The sequence below is a fragment of the Actinosynnema sp. NPDC037264 genome, from assembly GCF_055603705.1.
The window spans coordinates 137,852-154,730 of sequence record NZ_JBVJVK010000007.1; the positions used below are offsets into that span (position 1 = coordinate 137,852).

At 72.2% G+C, this 16,879-nt stretch carries 12 protein-coding genes; 2 read left to right on the forward strand and 10 right to left on the reverse strand.

All coding sequences use genetic code 11. The features are described from left to right. Window positions 1-229: 229 nt before the first annotated feature. The 8 genes from ACZ7GX_RS11575 to ACZ7GX_RS11610 all read right to left on the reverse strand — a co-directional run bounded on the left by ACZ7GX_RS11575 (window position 230) and on the right by ACZ7GX_RS11610 (window position 12,184). The gene (locus ACZ7GX_RS11575; RefSeq protein WP_498775478.1) at window positions 230-775 is read right to left on the reverse strand and encodes a TetR/AcrR family transcriptional regulator; all 546 of its coding nucleotides are present in this window, start codon (window positions 773-775) and stop codon (window positions 230-232) included. Between the two features lie 154 nt (window positions 776-929). Next, window positions 930-1,901, reverse strand: coding sequence for a carotenoid oxygenase family protein (locus ACZ7GX_RS11580; RefSeq protein WP_498775480.1), 972 nt, complete (start codon window positions 1,899-1,901; stop codon window positions 930-932). A 175-nt stretch (window positions 1,902-2,076) separates the two neighbouring features. Then, complete coding sequence (locus ACZ7GX_RS11585; protein WP_498775482.1) at window positions 2,077-2,667, reverse strand: hypothetical protein; 591 nt, start codon at window positions 2,665-2,667, stop codon at window positions 2,077-2,079. Window positions 2,668-2,788: 121 nt separating this feature from the next. After that, complete coding sequence (locus ACZ7GX_RS11590) at window positions 2,789-4,327, reverse strand: acyl-CoA carboxylase subunit beta (protein WP_498775693.1); 1,539 nt, start codon at window positions 4,325-4,327, stop codon at window positions 2,789-2,791. 65 nt (window positions 4,328-4,392) lie between these two features. Continuing rightward, window positions 4,393-5,400, reverse strand: coding sequence for an SDR family NAD(P)-dependent oxidoreductase (locus tag ACZ7GX_RS11595; protein ID WP_498775484.1), 1,008 nt, complete (start codon window positions 5,398-5,400; stop codon window positions 4,393-4,395). 34 nt (window positions 5,401-5,434) lie between these two features. Then, entirely contained in the window at window positions 5,435-5,941 is a 507-nt protein-coding gene (locus tag ACZ7GX_RS11600) for a flavin reductase family protein (protein WP_498775486.1), read from the reverse strand. After that, complete coding sequence (locus ACZ7GX_RS11605; RefSeq protein WP_498775488.1) at window positions 5,938-6,396, reverse strand: acyl-CoA thioesterase; 459 nt, start codon at window positions 6,394-6,396, stop codon at window positions 5,938-5,940. The genes ACZ7GX_RS11600 and ACZ7GX_RS11605 overlap by 4 nt, the downstream gene beginning before the upstream one ends. Before the next feature lies 1 nt (window position 6,397). Continuing rightward, window positions 6,398-12,184, reverse strand: coding sequence for an SDR family NAD(P)-dependent oxidoreductase (locus ACZ7GX_RS11610; protein WP_498775490.1), 5,787 nt, complete (start codon window positions 12,182-12,184; stop codon window positions 6,398-6,400). A gap of 437 nt (window positions 12,185-12,621) precedes the next feature. Here ACZ7GX_RS11610 and ACZ7GX_RS11615 point away from each other — a divergent pair, with 437 nt between their 5' ends. Both ACZ7GX_RS11615 and ACZ7GX_RS11620 read left to right on the forward strand, forming a co-directional pair. Then, complete coding sequence (locus ACZ7GX_RS11615; protein WP_498775492.1) at window positions 12,622-13,602, forward strand: hypothetical protein; 981 nt, start codon at window positions 12,622-12,624, stop codon at window positions 13,600-13,602. A gap of 26 nt (window positions 13,603-13,628) precedes the next feature. After that, window positions 13,629-14,693, forward strand: a complete 1,065-nt coding sequence (locus ACZ7GX_RS11620; RefSeq protein ID WP_498775494.1) for a cobalamin-independent methionine synthase II family protein — start codon at window positions 13,629-13,631, stop codon at window positions 14,691-14,693. Between the two features lie 139 nt (window positions 14,694-14,832). On the opposite strand, the gene ACZ7GX_RS11625 is transcribed toward ACZ7GX_RS11620, so the two are convergent. Both ACZ7GX_RS11625 and ACZ7GX_RS11630 read right to left on the reverse strand, forming a co-directional pair. Further along, a complete protein-coding gene (locus ACZ7GX_RS11625; protein ID WP_498775496.1) occupies window positions 14,833-15,600 on the reverse strand; it encodes a helix-turn-helix domain-containing protein in 768 nt (255 codons plus the stop codon). A gap of 393 nt (window positions 15,601-15,993) precedes the next feature. Continuing rightward, window positions 15,994-16,740 carry a helix-turn-helix domain-containing protein gene (locus tag ACZ7GX_RS11630; protein WP_498775498.1) on the reverse strand — a complete coding sequence of 249 codons (747 nt, stop codon included), beginning with the start codon at window positions 16,738-16,740 and terminating at the stop codon, window positions 15,994-15,996. Between the last annotated feature and the right edge of the window lie 139 nt (window positions 16,741-16,879).

Genomic DNA, 16,879 nt, shown 5'->3' on the forward strand with positions numbered 1-16,879 from the left:
CCGGACGTTCGACGGGTTCGACGTGATGATCACCGCGGTGCCCGGGGCCAGGCCGGATCCGGGGCCGATCACGAGGGATATCGATGCATTCCCGAAGCCATTACCGCACAGGTGCTTGACAATTCGCCGCACGACTGGCGGTCACCGGGTCCGCAAAAATGCGGACAAAACAGCGGAGGCCGCCGACGGCGACGCGTCGACGACCTCTCACGAGCGGCAGGGCAGGGGGTCAGGAACCGTTCGGCCGCGGCGCGGCGGACGCCAGGAGGGCTTCGGCCAGCCCCCGTCCCCGCTTGGCGGGACCGTCCGGGCCGAACGACTGGCCCGACGCGTGCAGGCCCTCGAAGACCAGCATCAGCTGGTCGGCCAGCGCGTCCGGGTCCTCGACCCCGAGCTCGTCGGTCAGCTCGCGCATCCGCGCCCTGGTCCACGACTTCGCCACGAGGGCGTTGTGGTGCGCGGGCAGGTCGGGCTCCGGGAACTCGGCCATCGAGATGAGGAACTTGCAGCCGCGGAACGCCTCGGAGGAGAGCTCGCGGAGCACGATGTCGAACACCGCCAGGATCTGGTCGCGCGGGTCCGGGCCCGCGCCCTCGACGGCGGCGGTGAACTGGGCGCGGAACTCGAGGTCGGCGCGCTCGACGTAGGCGCCGACGAGGTCGTCCTTGGACGCGAACAGGCGGTAGAGGGTGGTCGGTGCGACACCGGCCTCGGCCGCGACGAGGTCCACGCCCGTGGCGCGGATCCCCCTCAGGTAGAACAGGTCCCCGGCCACTCGCAGTACGTGGGACCGGGTCTCAGCAGCGGTTCGATGCACGGGTTCCCCTCGCCATCGCCATGCTAGGGACGGTTCCCTAAAGTCTACTCCCGCACCAATGGCCCCACTATTCCCCGCTGCACCCGCTTGCCGTGGCCGAGCGCGCGCCGGCTCACCCCTCCGCGCCGCCGGCGACCCACGTGGCCCGACGCGAGGCCTCGACCTCGAACGGCAGGCGCACCACCGCGACCGGCGGACCCGCGAGGTCGGCCGCGTCCAGCACCAGCACCTCGTCGCCCGCGACGGTCACCACCCAGCCTTGCCCCTCGTCCTTGCCGTTCGGCACGAACACCGGCTGGCTCGGCGTGGTGGCGAGCTCGCGGCGCCACGTGCAGCCCAGCGCCACGTCGTGGCGGATGATCGCGGCGCCCGCCGTGCCGAACACGAAGCGGTGGCGGCGGCCCGCCAGGCGGTCGTCGACGACGCCGACGTCCATCGCGGGCAGCTCGATGTGGCGCACGCCGCCGGTGGCGAGGTCGAGCGTGTGGCGACGCAGCACGCCCGGCGCCCAGACCGCGTCCACGACCACGCGACCGAGGTCCTCGTAGGCGTTGACCAGGGACAGCACCTCGCCCTCGGCCACCTCGAACCACAGCGGCCGGCCGTAGGCGAGCAGGCCGATGCGCGTCGGGCCGGTGGCCGGGCCGGAGTACGGGTCGCGCAGGCCGACGAGGTCGGCGGCGCGGCTATAGTACGGCGCCGAGTCGAAGACGACCACGAAGCGGTCCGTCACGCCGACCGCGCGCATCCGGGGCGCGCCCTCCAGCGGGAACGGCTCGGCGCGCAGCACCTCGCCGTCGTCGCCGAGCGTGACGTGCTCGGCGTAACCGAGGTCCGGGTGCGACATGGCCGTGTGCCACACCCCGCCGTCGAAGACCGGGCGGGCCATCGTGGCGCCGGAGGGCAGGTCGGCCGGCACGAGGGCGGCCGGCCTCGGGCCGCGGTACCACCGCGCGCCGTCCGGCCCGAGCCGGACGCCCGACACGCCGTACTTGCCGGACCAGACGAGCGCACCGTCCAGCCCGGCGGGCAGCGCACCACGCACCACCAGCGCTTCCGCGACCTCCCGCACCGACGCGACCACGCCAACCACCCCGTCCTCACATTCCATAACACTGTCTTACTACCATTTATAGCGGCGTTATGGAACCTCGTCAAGCCGATCCGGCCCCTGGCGGCACGTGTACCCGTACGGCCTATTGCGCCAACCTCACGTCTCGCGGACAGGACGTGGTGGCCCACCCGGTGGTCACAACTGGTCACCTCGAGGGGTCCGGCGCGCTTGTGGCGGACTCGATCGCGATCGTCGTGGCGCCGCCCGCGGCGAGGCTCCGGTGCCGGGTGACGTCGTGGTCGAGCTGCCGCGCCAGGCGCCCGATGGTGGTCGAGGTCAGGTAGCCGTCGGCGCCGGCGTCGAGCATGCGCCGGACGGGACCGTGGTAGCTGACCGCGAGGCCGTCGTCCTCGACCTCGGTGACGATGACGCGGGCCTTCGGGAACATCGACCGGAGCAGCCCGATCAGCTGCGGGCTGCCGGGCGGCGCCAGCAGCACGTCGGCCGTCTTCGGCGCCGCGTGCAGGTCGAGCACGATGTAGTCCTCGCCGAGGGCGGCCGACAGCGACGCCCGCGCCGACCTGGACAGCTTCATCGCGGTGGCGACCACGGTCACGTCGTGCACCGCCGGGTCCGGCCCGGCGTCCCCGCGCGGTTCGGCGGTGGCGGTGACCGTCGCGATCGGGACACCGTCCCTCGTGACGACCAGGCTCTCACCGGGGCTGAGCGCGTCGAGGAGCGCGACGACGTCCTCAGGCAGCCGTGTCGCGTCGATGTGTCCGCGTTCGTCGATCATGTCTATGGGACGGCTACGCCCCCTGCGGCGTTGGCCGGCGCACGTCGTCCGGCTGAACCGAGCCCGGACACGGCAACGGCACCTCGCTGTGGGACGAGGTGCCGTTGGGAGGTGCCGCGGGCTACAGCGGCACGTTGCCGTGCTTGCGCGCCGGCGTCGGGCGACGCTTGTCGCGCAGCATCGCCAAACCCCGCGCGACCGCGGACCGGGTGTGCGCCGGGTCGATCACGTCGTCGACCAGGCCCCTCTCGGCCGCGTAGTACGGGTGCACGAGCTGTTCGGAGTACTCCGCCAGCAGCTCGGCCCGCAGCGCGTCCGGGTCGGCCGCCGCGGCGAGCTCCTTGCGGAAGATCACGTTCACCGCGCCCTCCGCGCCCATCACCGCGATCTCGTTGGTCGGCCAGGCCAGCGCCAGGTCCGTCCCGATGGACCGGGAGTCCATCACGATGTACGCGCCGCCGTACGCCTTGCGCACGATCACCTGGATGCGCGGCACGGACGCCTCGCAGTAGGCGTAGAGCAGCTTCGCGCCGTGCCGGATCACGCCGGCGTGCTCCTGCGACGTGCCGGGCAGGAACCCCGGGACGTCCACAAGGGACACCAGCGGGATGCCGAACGCGTCGCAGAACCGCACGAACCGCGCCGCCTTCTGGGACGCCTCGATGTCCAGCACGCCCGCGAACACCAGCGGCTGGTTGCCGACCAGCCCCACGACCGCACCGTCGATCCGGCCGAACGCCACCACCACGTTGCGCGCCCACCCCTCGTGGACTTCGAGGAACTCCCCGTCGTCCACCAGCTCCTCGATGAGCGTGCGCATGTCGTAGGGCTTGTTCGGCTCGACCGGCACGATCGAGGCGAACTCCGGCCGCACGTCGTCCACCGCGCCGACCGGCTCGCGGGCGGGCGGTGGCTCCAGGTTGTTCGACGGCAGCATCGACACCAGGTAGCGGACGTCCTCCAGGCACGACTCCTCGTCGTCGTGCACGAACGACGCCACGCCCGACAGCTCGCCGTGCACCGACGCGCCGCCCAGCTCGTCGTGCGTGACCTTCTCCCCCGACACGGCCTGCACCACGTCGGGACCGGTCAGGTACATCTGCGCCGTGCCGCGCACCATGAACGTGAAGTCGGCCAGCGCGGGCGAGTACGCCGCGCCGCCCGCGGACGGGCCGAGCACCACCGCGATCTGCGGTATGACGCCGGACGCCTCGACCTGGCGGCGGAAGATGCCGCCGTAGCCGTCGAGCGCCATCACGCCTTCCTGGATGCGCGCGCCGCCGCTGTCGTTCAGCGCGATGATGGGCGAGCCGGTGTCGATGGCCATGTCCATCACCTTGTGGATCTTCGCCGCGTGCGCCTGGCCGAGCGAACCGCCGAAGATGGTGAAGTCCTGCGCGTAGACGAACACGCGCCGCCCTTCGATGGTGCCCGAGCCCGCCACCACGCCGTCGGTGTGCGGGCGGTGCTCGGACACCTTCAAGCCGTGCGCCTGGTGCCGCCGGTAGAGCTCGATCTCGGTGAACGAACCCTTGTCCAGCAGCATGTCCAGGCGTTCACGCGCCGTGTGCTTGCCGAGCGAGCGCTGCCGGCGCACCGCTTCGGCGTTGGACACCGCGCGGTCGCGCAGGTCGTCGTTGCGCTCCCGCAACAGGTCCATCGTGCGGATGGGCAGTTCGGGTCGGAAGTCCGAGTGCCCGTTGACGTGGTCGATCCCTGAAGTGGTCATCGTCGGCCTGCCTGGCGATCGGTCACCGCACCGGTGTCGGCGAGCCACCGCACCGTGTCGGTGACCGTGTCGGCGAACGGACGGGGTTTGAGGTCGAGCGTGCTCGCGGCCGGGTCGACCCGGACCGCCGCGCCGACCGTGGCGATCGCGCCGTACTCGGCGGGGATGTGCCACGGCCAGAAGGGTTGCACCAGGTCGACGAGCCGCCCGACGGGCGTCATCATCGCGGCGGGCAGGAAGACCGCCGGCAACGCGCGACCGGTGGCCTTCCTGATGCCGTCGAGGTACTCCCTGATCGTCAGGTAGTGCCCGGGCCCGAAGTGCCGGCCCGTGACGTCCGGGGACAGCAGCGCCGCGTGCAGCGCCGCCGTGTCCCGCACGTCGCCGATCTGCAGCCCGCCCGAGGGCCACATCGGCATGATCCCGCGCAACGTGTTGCGCAGCCGCTCGACCTGGTCGCCGAGCTTCGGGTCGTGCGGCCCGAGGAGGGGCGGCGGGTAGCTGACGACCACCGGCGCCCCTTCCTCCTGGTGCCGCCGCGCGATGGCTTCCGACGCGGCCTTGGTCGCCGCGTACGGCTCCCGGGTCGCGCCGACGGGCGACTGCTCTCGGATCACCCGCACACCGGGCCCGAACAGGGCCGCGATGCTCGACACGTGGACGATGCGGCCCGCACCGGCACGGCGGGCGGCGGAGAGCACCACCTCCGTGCCGTGTGCGTTGGTCCGCAGCATCTCCGCCCGCCTGCGCCGGTCGAACGAGTACACCGACGCCGCGTGGACCACCGCGTCCACGCCGCGCACCGCCGCGTCGACCGACCGCTCGTCGGTCACGTCGCCGACGAAGACGTCGACGGCGTCGGGCGGCACCTCCAGCGGTCGCGTGGCGGCGTCCACCGCGTCCGCGTCCCGGACCAGCAGTCGGACCCGGTGTCCGGCGCGCACGAGCTCCGCCACCGTGTGCGAGCCGACGAAACCGGTACCCCCGGTGACGGTCACCAGCATGTGCACTCCCTCCCGAAGCGGGCGGACCCGCGGGTCAGACCTGGTGGAACGAGCTGCTGTAGAACAGCAGCGCCGACGCGCTCGCGCCGCGACTGGAGCCGAGGACCTGCCCCACGAAGATCGTATGGTCCCCGCCCTCGTAGAACTGCACCAGCTCGCACTCCAGCCAGGCCAGCGAACCGTTGAGCAGCGGTGCGCCGGTGTGCGGTCCCTCGATCCAGTCCACCGCGTCGAACTGCTCCGGCCCGAGCGGCCGGCGCTTGTCGGCGAAGTACTTCGCGGTGTCCCGCTGGTCCGCGCCCATGATCGACACGCCGAACCGCTTGGCGTTGGCGATCGCGTCGTGCATCACCGCCGAGTGCGAGATGCAGCAGAGCACCAGCGGCGGGTCGAGGGACACCGAGGTGAACGAGTTCGCCGTCATGCCGTGCGCGCGCTCGCCGCCGACCGTCAGCACCGTGACCCCGGTCGCGAACAGGGACATGGCCTCCCGCAGCGAGGTCTCCTCCATCGTGGGCGCCGCCTCGTACATGTCCGTCATCCCCCCAGCCCGGCACGGGCGAGTGCCGGGGCCTCGGCGTAGGGCGCGAGCGCCTTCCGCAGGTCTTCGGGCACCCGGGAAGGCACCGTGTTGGTGTTCGGGCCGCGCATGCACGCGATCCGCTGCCTGCCCTTGGCGACCAGGACCTCCTGGCCGCCGGTGACCTTGACGTAGTCGAAGCTGAACTGGACCTGCGTCTGGGTCAGCTCCTCCAGCCGCATCCGCACCGACAGGTCGTCGAAGAGGGTGATCTCGGAGAAGAACTCGCACTCCACCTTGAGGGTGAACAGCTTGAGGTCGTCCTGGAGGTCCCGCAGCACGCTCGGCGCCTTCTCCTTCAGGAACATCTCCCGGCACCGCCCCTGCCACCGCAGGTAGTTCACGTAGTACACGTTGCCGACGAGGTTGGTCTCCTCGAACCCGACGGTGTGCCGGATCTCGTAGTAGTCGGTCATGTCAGCTCTCCTTGCCCACGAGCACCGCGAACACCACCGGCTCGGCCCGGTCGATGACGGTGGTCACCCAGGTGGCGACCTTGGCGTCGCCGGTCGACAGCACGGCCCAGCCGTCCGGGTGGACCCGGTCGACGGTCAGCGCCTGCGTGGTGGAACCGGTCTTGCGCAGGCACTCCAGGGCACTCCACACGCGGGTGCCGGAGATGGCCGCCGTCTCGCCGACCTCGGAGGCGAGCAGGTCGCGCACGGCGATCAGGTCGTCGCCGAGCAGACCGGTCCAGTCCTCCTCCGACCGGGCGACGGCTTCCTCGACGTCCACGCCGAGCGTGCCGCCCGCGGCCGCCACGGCGAACGTGACGCCCGCGCTGTGCGAGGCGGACACCTCCGCGCCGTCGACCTCCGGCTTGCCGTCGGGCCGGTAGCGCACCTCGACGGGGCGGTCCAGCGCCCGGCTGAGCGCGAGCGCGGTCTGCGCGCGCCGCTCCGGCGAGGCGTCGGTCGGGTCGGGCTCGACCACGACCGCGCGGCTGCCGCCCAGGACCCGCTCCAGCGAGCGCTCCAGGTACGAGCCGAGCATGGTCGGCGTCCACGGTCCCGCGCCGTCGCGCTTGCGCACGGCCCGCAGCACCAGGCCCTCCCACCGCTCGACGAGCCGGCCCTCGGGGTCGCGCACGTCGAGGTCGTAGGTGTAGCTGTCGCCGTCCTGCGACCGCTCGCGGGCGTCCAGCACCACGTACTGGGCCAGCTGGTCCACCGGCGCGGCCAGGTAGAGCCGCTCCACGCTCTGCGGCAGCAGCGTGGCGTCGGGGACGCAGCACTGGATCGCGTGCATCATCACGTCCCGCGTGCCCGGGTCGGCCAGCATCCGGTCCTGCGGCAGGAACGGCGCGAACCAGGTGGCCACGGAGGTCGTGGCGACCTCGGCCACCGCGTGCCGGGCGCTCGCCCGCCGGTAGCCCTGCAACCGCTGGAACCGCTTGCCCTGGAACAGGACGCTGCCGTACAGCTCGGTGACCGGGTCGACCGGCACCAGCGGCAGCACGGGGGCGCCGTCCACCACGTCACCGGGGATCGCCGGCCGCGGGAACCGCAGTCGGGCCCGGAAGTGGTCGGCGGAGAACCCGGTGTCCTCGGCCCTGATCGCGACGTCCACCGTCTCGGCGTCGCGGGCGAGGGCGGCGATGCGCACCGTCAGCGAGCCTCCCGGCCGCACGACCACCGGCCGCAGGAACTCCACGTCCTCCAGCATCGGCGGCGCTTCGTGCCCGGTGAGGGCGCTGGCCACCTGGGTCATGGCCTCCATGCCGATGACCGCCGGGAACAGCAGGTCGCCTTCGAGCAGGTGGTCGCCCAGGTACGGGTCGCTGCCGTCGGACAGGTCGGCCTCGGTGACCAGTTCGACCGCCGGGTAGTGGACCAGCACGCGGTCCACGAACCGGGCCAGCGGCAGCTCGGTGCTCGCCATCTCCAACGTCGGCAGGCCCGCGGCGCGGCCGGAGACCACCAGCACGGGGCCCACGGTCGGGTCGGCCAGCACCTCGCGCAGCACCGCGATGCCCGCGTCGGTGGAGATCGGCGTGATGCCGTCGCGCATCAGCGCCTCGACCACGCCCAGCCGCTCGCCCATGCCCGCGCCGGACCAGACCGACCACTCCAGGGCCAGCACCCTGGCGTGCGGGTGCTTCACGCCGAAGTCGACGGTCAGCTCGCTCATCCAGTCGTTGGCGGTGGAGTAGTGCGCCTCGCCGCGCAGGCCCGCCCGGCCGATGATGCTGCCGAACGTGACCAGGAGCTTGATCTGCTCCGGGTCGACGGCGTCGAGCACCGCGTTGAGGCCGGCGATCTTCGGCGCCAGCGTGGCGTGGAAGTCCTGTTCGGACAGTCCCGTCAACGCCTTGGGCTCGTTGCGGCCCGCGCCGTGCAGCACGGCGGTCACCTCGCCCAGCTCGGCGCGGAACTTCGCCACCGCGACGGCGATCTGCTCGGCGGAGGTCACGTCGGCCCGCTCGTAGCGGTGCTTGATCCCGGCCGCGGTCATCCGGGCGAGGTTGGCCGCCAGCTCGGGGTCGGCGGCCGGGTCGGCCCGGCCGATCAGCGCCAGGGACGCGCCCGAGTCGGTGGCCATCGCGATGGCGCACTCGGCCGTGATGCCCTTGCCGCCACCGGTGACCAGCAGCACGTCGTCCGAGTCGAGCGGGGTGCCCCCCGGCGAGTCGGGCGCCACCTGACCGGACACCGCCCGCAGCACCGGCACCGTCCGCACGCCGTCGGCGTCGTACCGGGCCTGCGAGAACTCCGTCGTGGCCGCGACCTCGGCCGCCACCCGGCGCACCGCGTCGGTGTCCGGGCCGGACTGTTCGGGGGCGAGGTCGACCAGCGTCACCGGGATGTGCGGCGCCTCCAGGTGCAGCGTGCGGGCCAGGCCCGACGCGCCGAGCTTGTGCTGCACGACCGCGAGCCTGCGACCGGACGCCAGCACGTCGCGCGCGGCCTCCAGGAACAGGCCGACGTGCGCGTCACCGCCCTCCGGCGGCAGCAGCAGGAGCACGCCGTCGCCGGGCAGGCCGGCCTTCAGCGGCTCGGCCAGCGGGTGGCCCTCGGGCGCGTAGACGGTCCACTCGCCCACCGGTCCGGGCGCCGCCGCCACGAGCTCGCGCTCGACGTGCTCGACCAGGAACGGCCGCACCCACGGCGCGACGCCGGGCACCTCGCCGTTGTCGCGCTCGTCGGTGTGCGCCGTGTCGGCCAGGTTGTCGATCAGCTCGGCGAGCTCGCCCATCCGCACGGTGGCGAAGTTGGTCGTGCCCTCCAGGGCCGGGCGGCCGAGGCTGCGGGTGACCTCGTTGACCAGCTGGCCGACCGTGATGGAGCTCAGGTGCAGGTCGTCCAGCGGGTGCGTGTTCGCGGTGATGGCCTCCAGCGGCAGCTCCACGCGCTCCGCGGCCAAGCGGCGCAGCAGCTCCAGCGTGGACTCGCCGTCGGAACCCGTGGCGGTCTCGGACTTCGCCGCCTTGGCCGCGGCGGAGGCGGCCTGCTCGGCCGTGCGCACGGCGGAGTCGAGGGCGGGAGCCGTCTCGCAGGGGCTCGCCAGGAACGTCATCGAGCCGTCCAGCGGCAGGTCGCGGATGACCCGGTCGCTGAACAGGACGTCCGTGCGGACCGGCGCGCCGAGCACGTGCGCGGCGGCGACGACGGTCAGCAGCGAGGTGAGCGACCCGCTGTCGGTGTCGACGGAGAGCGCCGGCTTGTCGGGGGCGATCTCCTCCAGCAGGCCGGTGAGGACGCGGCCAGGGCCGACCTCGACGACCAGGTCGGTCGTCGCGGCGGCCTTGGCGGCGGCCTCGTGGAACCGGACCGGGAGGGTGATCTGGTCGCGCAGCAGCTCGCGCAGGTCGGCGCCCGCCTCCAGCACGTCGCCGGTGACGGTGGAGTGCACCGGGCGGATCAGCCGGCCGAAGTCGAAGTCGACCAGCCGCTCCGCCATGGCCTCCGACGCCGGGGACACCAGCGGCGAGTGGAACGCGTGGGAGACGTTGATGCGGGTCGCCTGCACGCCCGCGGCCCGGGCCACCGCGCACACCCGGTCGACGGCCTCGGCCGGACCGGACAGCACGGTCTGCGCGGGGCCGTTGTAGCCGGCGATCACGACGTCCTCGCCCGCCGCCAGCTCGAGCGCGCGCTCGGCCGTCGTGCCGAGGCCCGCCATCGCGCCGCCGCCCTTGCTGGCGCTCGCCATGACGCGACCGCGTTCGGCGGCCAGCGACAGCACCCGGTTGGCGCTCAGCGCGCCGCCCCAGTGCACCGCGGTCAGCTCGCCGAGGCTGTGCCCGACGGCCGTGTGCGCCTGGATGCCCAGTTCCCGCAGCACGTTCAGCGCGGCGAGGGAGCCGGCGACGATGCGCGGCTGCGCCACCTCCGTGGCGACCTGGTCGCCGTCGGTCGGCAGGCCCGCGGCCTGGAAGACCTCCTCGGCGACGGGGAAGCGGCGGCGGATGGCGCCGACCGCGCCCCGGCCCGAGCCCTGGCCCGGGAACAGGAACGCCAGGCGCGGCTCCGCGGCCCGGTCGTCCAGGAACACGCCGTCGGCGGCGTCGAAGAGCGTGGTGCCCTCGCTCACCGCGACGATCAGCTTCTCGACCTTGCGCTCGGCCTCCTCGGGCGTGCGGGCCACGACGGCGCCGCGCAGCGACGAGCCGGTGAGCCGCGCGGCCAGCGCCGACGCCAGGTCGCCGAGCTCGGCGAAGGCCAGCTTCGGCAGCAGGGCGGCGACCTCGGCGACGCGGTCCTTCAGCGTCGTGCGGTCGGGCGCGTCGAACAGCAGCACCTCGGCGTCCTGGCGACCGGCGACCAACGCCTTCGTGCGCACGTCGAGCTGCTCGCGGCGGGGCGCGTCGGGCGCGGCCTCCAGGGCGATGTGGGTGTTGATGCCGCCGAAGCCCATGGCCGACACGCCGGCGCGCACCGGCTGGTCCTCCGGCCACAGCTCGGCCTCGAGCGGCACGTACATCACCGCGTCGTCGGCGGTCAGCTTCGGGTGCGGGTCGTAGTGGCCCGTGCCCGGCGGGATGACCTGGTGGTGCACGGCGAGGGCCGCCTTGATCAGTCCGGCGACCCCCGCCGCGGCCTTGGTGTGCCCGAAGTTGCCCTTGACGGTGCTCAGCGCGGCGGGCCGGGCGTTCGGGTCGGCGTTGCGGCGGGCCGAGGACAGCGCCTCGATCTCCGTCTCGTCGCCCAGCGCCGTGCCGGTGCCGTGGCCCTCGAAGTAGGACACCGACTCCAGGCCGTAGCCCGCGCGGCCGTAGGCGCGGTGCAGGGCCAGGCGGTGGCCGTCGGCCTCGGGGCGGGTGATGCCGCCCTTGCCGTCCGACGAAACACCCCAGCCGGCGATGGTCGCGTAGATGCGCGCGCCCTTGGCCAGGGCGTCCTCTTCGCGCATCAGCACGAGCGAACCGGCGCCCTCGCCCGGCCAGAAGCCGTTGGAGTCCTTGTCGTAGACCTTCATCACGCGCTTGGCCAGCGCGCCGGTCTTGGCGAACCCGATGACCTCGAACGGGTCGATCGACAGGTCGACACCGCCCGCGATGGCCACGTCCATGTCGCCCTCGACGAGCGACTTGGCGGCCGTGGCGACCGACAGCAACGACGAGGAGCACGCGCCGTCGACGGTGTAGCCGCCGCCGCGCAGGTCGAAGTAGTTGCAGATGCGGCCCGCGATCGTGTTCGCGAGGCCGCCCGCCAGGGTGTCCTCGTTGATCTCCGGGAACGGGGCCTTGTAGTCCACTTCCAGCTCGCTCAGGAAGCCCGCGATCTCGTCCTCGGGCCAGCCCTTGCCCGCCAGCGCCGCGGCGACCGTGCGGCGCACGTAAGGCCAGCGCAGCCGCATGATGTTCGCGCGGGAGAACTCACCGGTGAGGCTGTTTCCCAGCACCACGCCGGTGGACCGCTTCGGCAGGCCCTCGCCGTCGGGGAATCCCGCGTCGGCCAGCGCCTGGGCGGTCACGTCGAGCGCGAGCCAGTGCGTCAGGTCGGTGGAGCGGAACGTGCTGCCCGCCACTCGGTAGTGGACGCGGTCGAACTCGAAGTCGCGCAGCACCGCGGCCTTCGTGCTGTAGAAGCGGTCGGGCGCCTCGGGGTCGGGGGAGTAGTAGTCCGCCTGGTTCATCCGCTCGTCGGGCAGCCTGCGGAAGGCCCGACGACCGGCCAGTACGTTTTCCCACAGTTCCCCTGTGGAACCGGCATCGGGGTAGCGCAGGCCGATGCCGACGATTGCGATCCGCTCACTGCTCATGCTTTCACCGTCTTTGTGGACATCGGGGATTCGGGATAATCCGTTAAACGGCCGTGCGCATACGCGACAAAGGCTCACGGCACTTCGGAATATGTGCTCGACTTAATACTGCACGACCAACCGACGACTTGCTTCTCCTATTTTGCCCTGTGACCTGCGCTTTTCCATAACAGCGTGATTCGATTTCTCCGCGCAACGACCCGGTCACGCGGCCGCAGCGTCCGCTCCCCCGCCCGCCGCGTCGGGGACCGGTGGACCCGTCGACTCCCCCGGTCGCCGGAGCCCGACCCGGCGAGGTCGATCCGTTCGGCTCAGCAAGTGCGCACGAATGAAGAAATCCACGTTGCATCACACTGAGATGCTTCCCGGGCCCCACGAGCGCCGCTCACCACCAGGGGCTCCTGTCCCCCGCACCACCCGCTCCGGAGAGGGATCACATGGCGCGCACCGGCACCAACCAGAAGGACCAACTGGAGCTGACACCGACCGTCGGCACGTCGACGTTCGTCACCGGCAACTTCCCGCGCAGGCGCGGTCTCATCGTCCTGCTCGCCTCCATCGCGGGCTTCCTGCTGACCGTCGTGTGGTCGGCCCACTTCGTCGACTCGGTGATCGGTGACAACGTCGCCAACTCGCTCTTAGGCCACGACGCCAAGGAAACCCCGATCCAGGGCATCGCGGCGGGCATCGCGTTCGCCTTCGTCAGCGGCATCGCGGGCACGTTCACCGCGTGCAACATCGCCGCGTTCGGCGCCGTCGCCCCGATGCTCGGCTCCGCCGGGTCGCGGTGGGCGAAGCTCGCCGCCACGCTGAAGCCGATCGGGTGGTTGGCCGTCGGCATGATCCCGGTGTCCGCGCTGTACGGCGTGCTGGTCGGCATCATCGGCACGCGCATGCCGCAGTTCTCCACCGCGGCCAACGCGCCGGGCACGCTGAGCAGCCGCAGCATCCAGTCGCTGATCGTGTTCGGCGTCATCGGCCTGGTGATGTTCTACCTGGGGCTCGCCGCGCTGGGCCTGGTGCGCGACCCGTTCCGCAAGATCTCCCAGCGGTTCCCCAACGCGCCGATGGTGTTCATGGGCGTGCTGATCGGCGGATTCCTGATCGGTCGCCCGTTCGGCCTGTTCCGGAAGATGTTCCGCGACGCGGCGGAGAGCGGCAACCCCTTGTACGGCGCCGCCGCATTCACCCTCCAGTCGGTTGGCAACATCATCATCATGGCCCTACTGTTCCTCGCGCTGGCCTACTTCACGGGCGGCCGTTTGCAGCGGTGGCTCACCGCCAAACCGAGCAGGATCGCCACTGTGACCGCCGTCGCCCTGATCGTCGCCGGCGTCTTCACCTTCATGTACTGGGACATCAGGCTGCTGGCCCGGCGGGAGATCATCCCGTGGTACCCGACGGCTCCGTGGGCCTGACCACTTCGAGGGGAACAAGGACGAACATGGGCATTCCGACCGAGCCGATCGGCAGCGTTCCGCGTCCCGCGGAGCTCGTGCAGGGCTTCCGCGACCACGCGGAAGGCCGCATCGACGCCGCCGAGCTGCGCGCGCTGACCGACAAGGCGCTGGCCGACACCGTCAGCCGGTTCGAGGCCACCGGTTCGCCGGTGGTCACCGACGGCGAGCAGGACAAGCCGAGCTTCCTGACCTACCCGGTGGCGGGCATCGCCGACCTGGCGGCGGGCGGGCCGGTCGTGCCGTTCGCCGACGGGCACACCCGGCAGCTGCCCGTGCTCACGAGCGGGCCGTTCCGCTACGCCGCGCACGCCGTGGACCAGCTGCGCAACGCGCAACGGCTCACGTCGCTGCCGGTGAAGCAGCCGGTGATCGCGCCGTCCGCGCTGAGCCTGCTCTACCCGGCCGACGGGATCGACGGCTACTCGCGCGAGGAGTTCACCGCCGACCTCGTCAACGAGACCGAGGCCGACATCCGCGCGTGCCTGGAGGCGGGTGCGTCCGTGGTGCAGCTGGACTTCACCGAGGGACGGCTGTCGCTCAAGCTCGACCCGTCGGGCGGGTTGCTGCGGGACTTCGTAGCGCTCAACAACGCGGTGCTGGAGCGGTTCTCCGAGGCGGACCGGGCCAGGATCGGCGTGCACACGTGCCCCGGCGGCGACTGGGACTCCACCCACAGCGCGGACGTCGACTACGCCGAGCTGCTGCCGGAGCTGTTCCGGATCAAGGCCGGCCGGTTCTACGTGCAGCTGGCGAGCGAACCCGACCGCCGGCGGGTGCTCGCGGTGATCAAGGAGCACCTGCCCGCCGACGCGCGGATCTTCATCGGCGTGACCGACTCCATCGACCCCCGGGTGGAGACGGCCGAGGAGGTGCGGGACCGGGTGCTGGAGGCGGCCGAGTTCATCCCCGTGGAGCGGCTCGGCACGTGCGACGACTGCGGGTTCGCCCCGTTCGCCGACGACACCTCCACCTCGCGTGACACGGCGTTCGCCAAGATCTCGGCGCGCGTCGAGGGCACGAGGCTGGCCGCGGAGGCGCTCGGAGCCTGATCGGCGCCGCGCGATGTCGGCACGGTCTTGCGGCCGTGCCGACGTCCTCGCCCGGACGGCCCGCGCCGCACCGTCCACACCGGACGTTCGGCGCGGCGGGTGACCGGGGTGGCGGCGGAGGGCGTCGGGCATCGGCGTGCTAGCCCGGTGACGGCACGGCCAGTTCGGCGTCGGGCGCGTTGCGGGTGTCGAGCTCGGGCAGCGCGAGCAGGATCGGCAGGTCCAGCGGGCACGCCGCCCTGGTCTCGATGTCCGCTTCCGCGGTCCGACCCGTCGACACGGTGACGGCGTCGGTGCCGCCGACGAACAGCGGCCGTCTCTTCGACGGGTTCGGGTCGAGGTCGTCGACCGCGACCACGGCGGCCCGGAGGTGGAACTTGCCCTCGGGCATCGCCTCCAGCCGGTACGGCCCCGCGCCGTCCCGGATGTCGCACGCGACCGGGATGCCCTGAGCGATCGGGTCCTTGAACGCCCCCACGTACACCCGCACCGGCGTCCCGGTCTCCGGCACGCCGACCCACCCCGCCACCGCGCCGGCCCGGGTCCCGCTCGCGGGTCCGGAGAACGACGACAGCGAGAGCATGCCGCCGAAGGACAGCGCGCGGTAGCGGGCGGGCGGCACGCCGACGCTGCGGGTGAAGCGGCTGGTGAACGTGCCGAGGCTGTTGTACCCCACCATGTACGAGATCTCGGTGACGCTCAACGACGTCTCCAGCAGCAGCTGCTTGGCCTTCGTGAGGCGGACCGCGGTGAGGAACCGGCCCGGCGACGTGCCGGTCAGCGTCCGGAAGACCCTGGAGAAGTAGAACTTGCTCAAGATCGCGGTGTCCGCCATGTCGTCCAGTGAAAGCGGCTCGTGGTAACGGTTCCACATCGTGTCGATCGCGCGCTCTACCGCACTCTGCACAACACTCCTCCATCCCCCTCGCTCACGCGGTACCGGCGAGCGCCCCGAACGGCAGCGGTCTCCCGCTCGCGGTGGCCCGCCGTCAGCCCAAGTCGGACCCCCGCCGACCGACCGCACGCCGCGGCCGGATCCGCGTGATCCCCCACCAGGTCCGGCCGGCGCCGCCCGACGCCGTCCCCCTCGACCCGTGCCCACCCGGTGCGGCCGCGCACCGGGGAACCCGTTCCCGACCCGAACGGCGCCAGGACACGACGCCGCGGCGACCGGTGCAGGTTGGCCAACGTGTCCTCCCGTCGCTGTCCGGCCGCCGCGGCCGGCGGTCCGCTCGAGGATGCTCCCCGGGTCCGGACCGGTCTACTTCACCCTTGCGGTGCGGGGCGCCGGCGATGACGCCTACCGCCACCCCGCGCCGACCGCCGCGGGCTCCTGGGCCCGATCGCGCAACCGGACGTTGACCCGCAGGTGCTCCCCCGCGCCGACGGCGATCGTGTGCCCCATCCCACCGGCGAGCCCCACCCCGGGACGGGGGTTCGCGCCGCGCAACGCGACCGCGATGCAGCGGGTGGCCGCGGCGCCGACCACGAGCTCGCGGTCGAGCGGACCTTCGACCAGCGTGCTCGGCGCCGGCCCGAAGGCCGGGATCAGGTCGTCGATGATCCCCACGGTCACCTCCGACGCGTCGGCCTGCGCGGGCACCTCCAGCGTGCCGACCACCGAACCGCTGCCGCCGTACCGGGGCGTCGGCATCGCGCTGAACACGCGGGAGCCGGTCTCCAGCGGGTTGTCGAAGTCCGGCAGCGCGACAGCCGCCAGCAGACCGCTGACCTCGGGGTTGCGGTACTGCGTCGGCGAGAGGCCGACCGCACGGGTGAACCTGGTGGTGAACGTGCCGACGCTGCTGTACCCGATCGTGGAGACGATGTCGGCGACCGTCATCCACGTGGTCAACAACAGCCGTTTGCCTTCGAATAATCGGACGGCCGCGAGGTACCGGCCCGGCGGCATGCCCACGGTCGCGTGGAACAAACGCGAGAAGTGGAACGGACTGACCAGCGCGGCTGCTGCGACATCGCGCAGCGTAAGTGGTTCGTAGTAGTTCGAGCGCATCAGTTTGATGGCGCGACGGACGGCATCGTGCACGGTATTTACCTTTCGGCCTGAATTGCGATCGGATCATTCGCGGCACGGCGCCGACAAGCCGGATCAACACGAACCGGCTGATGGGAGCCGTTGGGAAAGCCGCGACGGTGCGGCGCGAACCTATCCGTACCCACCCATT

What these genes read in the sequence shown, in the direction of transcription:
- ACZ7GX_RS11585 (WP_498775482.1), bottom strand. Translation starts at nt 2,667, where the DNA reads ATGATCGACGAACGCGGACACATCGACGCGACACGGCTGCCTGAGGAC.
- ACZ7GX_RS11590 (WP_498775693.1), bottom strand. Translation starts at nt 4,327, where the DNA reads ATGGACCTGTTGCGGGAGCGCAACGACGACCTGCGCGACCGCGCGGTG.
- ACZ7GX_RS11595 (WP_498775484.1), bottom strand. Translation starts at nt 5,400, where the DNA reads ATGCTGGTGACCGTCACCGGGGGTACCGGTTTCGTCGGCTCGCACACG.
- ACZ7GX_RS11600 (WP_498775486.1), bottom strand. Translation starts at nt 5,941, where the DNA reads ATGACGGACATGTACGAGGCGGCGCCCACGATGGAGGAGACCTCGCTG.
- ACZ7GX_RS11605 (WP_498775488.1), bottom strand. Translation starts at nt 6,396, where the DNA reads ATGACCGACTACTACGAGATCCGGCACACCGTCGGGTTCGAGGAGACC.
- ACZ7GX_RS11610 (WP_498775490.1), bottom strand. Translation starts at nt 12,184, where the DNA reads ATGAGCAGTGAGCGGATCGCAATCGTCGGCATCGGCCTGCGCTACCCC.
- ACZ7GX_RS11615 (WP_498775492.1), top strand. Translation starts at nt 12,622, where the DNA reads ATGGCGCGCACCGGCACCAACCAGAAGGACCAACTGGAGCTGACACCG.
- ACZ7GX_RS11620 (WP_498775494.1), top strand. Translation starts at nt 13,629, where the DNA reads ATGGGCATTCCGACCGAGCCGATCGGCAGCGTTCCGCGTCCCGCGGAG.